Below are 2,169 nucleotides of genomic sequence, written 5' to 3'. Positions count from 1 at the left end.
TATTGGACCAAGTGATCAAGGAGCGGCAGTTGCCTTATGAGATTAACAGCGGTTTTATCAGGGTAGTACAAGAAGTGCTGTCAGGGATGGAACGAGTTGTGGTGCGGGCACCGGAGTTAAAACAAGCGCTGAACCAAGGAGGTGCTCCTTGTACGTTGGCCGAGTTCCAGGAACGATTTAAGGCTTATGTTGAGTCGATTACCCGGGGTAAAGATCCAGGCAAAGTCCGTATTGTGCTGGAATAGGGAGTGATGATTATGAGCCAGCATCGTTATCAACAGAGAATAAGCGTGCCGAAGCAGAAAAAACCGGCAGTAGAAAAGCAGCAATTTCGCCTTACCAAAGAACTGTTGGATCAGGTCCGGCATATAGACGGCTTTCCCCTGGCCGAAGATGAAGATATTATCAACCTATCGGATCCGCCTTATTATACAGCTTGCCCCAATCCGTTTTTGCCGGCATTTGTTAAAGAACATGGCCGGCCTTACGATCCGGCCACTGATGATTATCACCGTGAACCTTTCGCTGCCGACGTGGCCGAAGGGAAGAATAATCCTATTTATAATGCTCATTCCTATCATACCAAAGTGCCTCATCGAGCTATTATGCGCTATATCCTTCATTACACTGAGCCGGAAGATATTGTCTTCGATGGCTTTTGCGGCACCGGTATGACGGGTGTGGCAGCGCAGCTGTGCGGGGACGAGAAAGAGGTGGCTGCTTTAGACTACCTGATTTCTCCCGACGGTACAATATTGGATGACAAGGGCCGGCCTTTGTCTAAGCTAGGTGCCCGCAAAGCAGTGCTGGTGGACTTGTCACCGGCAGCTACCTTCATCGCCTACAACTATAATAGACCGGTGGATGTAGCTGCTTTCGAGCGTGAGGCGAAGCGCGTCTTGGCCGAAGTAGAAGAGGAATGCGGTTGGATGTACCAAACACAGCATGTTATTAACGGGAGGGTGCAAAAGGATTTAAATGGAAGACCCCTCTTCGGAACGATTAACTACACAGTCTGGTCCGATGTGTTTCTTTGCCCCAGCTGCAGTGCGGAGCTGGTATTTTGGGATGTAGCTGTGGACAAAACTGAAGGGAAGGTAATGCGTGAGTTCCCGTGCCCTTCTTGTGATGCCAACCTTACTAAGCGGGAACTGGAACGGGCTACCGAACGGATCTGGGACCGGGATCTGGGGCAGGTTATCACCCGGGCCCGGCAAGTGCCGGTCCTCATAAACTATGCTGTGGGTAAAAAACGGTTTGAAAAACAGCCGGATGAGTTTGACTTCGAGCTGATCAAGAAAATTGAAGACAGCCCCATACCGTATTGGTATCCCACCGATATATTGCCCGAAGGGGAAAAAACACGAGATCCTTTCTCGGTTGGTATTACTCATGTACACCATTTTCACAGCCGGCGGAACCTGCAGATCTTAGCGGCTATACATCATAAATTACTTAATAAAGATATAGATGCTGATTTTCAGAAATGCTTATTGTTGCTTTTTACAAGTAACTTAATTAACATCAGCAAGTTGAACCGATATCGGCCGAAAGTTTCATTTCCATATAATCCATTAAGCGGAACTATCTACATTTCTTCTCAAATTAGCGAAGCGAATGTATTTACTGCCTTCTCGAACAAGATTAAGAGACTCGCAGCAGCATTATCCAAGATTTCGAGTACCAATCTTGTTTCTACACATTCGTGTAGCAGCATTAAGCTGGAAAACTGTAGCATAGACTATATTTTTACTGATCCCCCTTACGGCGGCAATCTCATGTATTCGGAACTAAACTTTCTTTGGGAAGCATGGCTCAAAGTATTTACCAACAACAAACCGGAAGCCATTGAGAATAAAGTGCAGGGCAAGGGTCTTCGGGAATATCAACATCTGATGGAAAAGTGCTTTGCCGAGTGCTACCGCATATTGAAACCAGGCCGTTGGATGACGGTGGTGTTTCACAACTCCAAGAATCGTGTCTGGAATGCTATCCAGGAGGCTATTATGCGAGCAGGTTTCGTTGTCGCTGACGTAAGAACCTTAGATAAGAAGCAGGGAACTTTTAATCAAGTAAGAATAGGTACCAATGCTGCCGTAAGACAAGATCTAATTGTTTCTGCGTATAAACCCAACGAAGGCCTAGAAGAAAGCTTTCGCCTTAAAGCCG

General features: G+C 46.7%; 2 protein-coding genes. Both read left to right on the top strand.

Translation table 11 applies throughout. The annotated features are described in order from the left end of the window. Positions 1-29 precede the first annotated feature (29 nt). Complete coding sequence (locus GX016_09925; GenBank protein HHT71861.1) at positions 30-245, top strand: hypothetical protein; 216 nt, start codon at positions 30-32, stop codon at positions 243-245. A gap of 12 nt (positions 246-257) precedes the next feature. Continuing rightward, positions 258-2,169, top strand: a 1,912-nt coding sequence (locus tag GX016_09920) for a DNA methylase (GenBank protein HHT71860.1), incomplete at its 3' end; no start/stop codon positions are given.

The organism is Bacillota bacterium, from assembly GCA_012837285.1.
Lineage (GTDB): Bacteria > Bacillota > DTU030 > DUMP01 > DUMP01 > DUNI01.
Note: the sequence above shows the minus strand (reverse complement) of the source record. Positions and strands in the feature narration are given on the sequence as shown.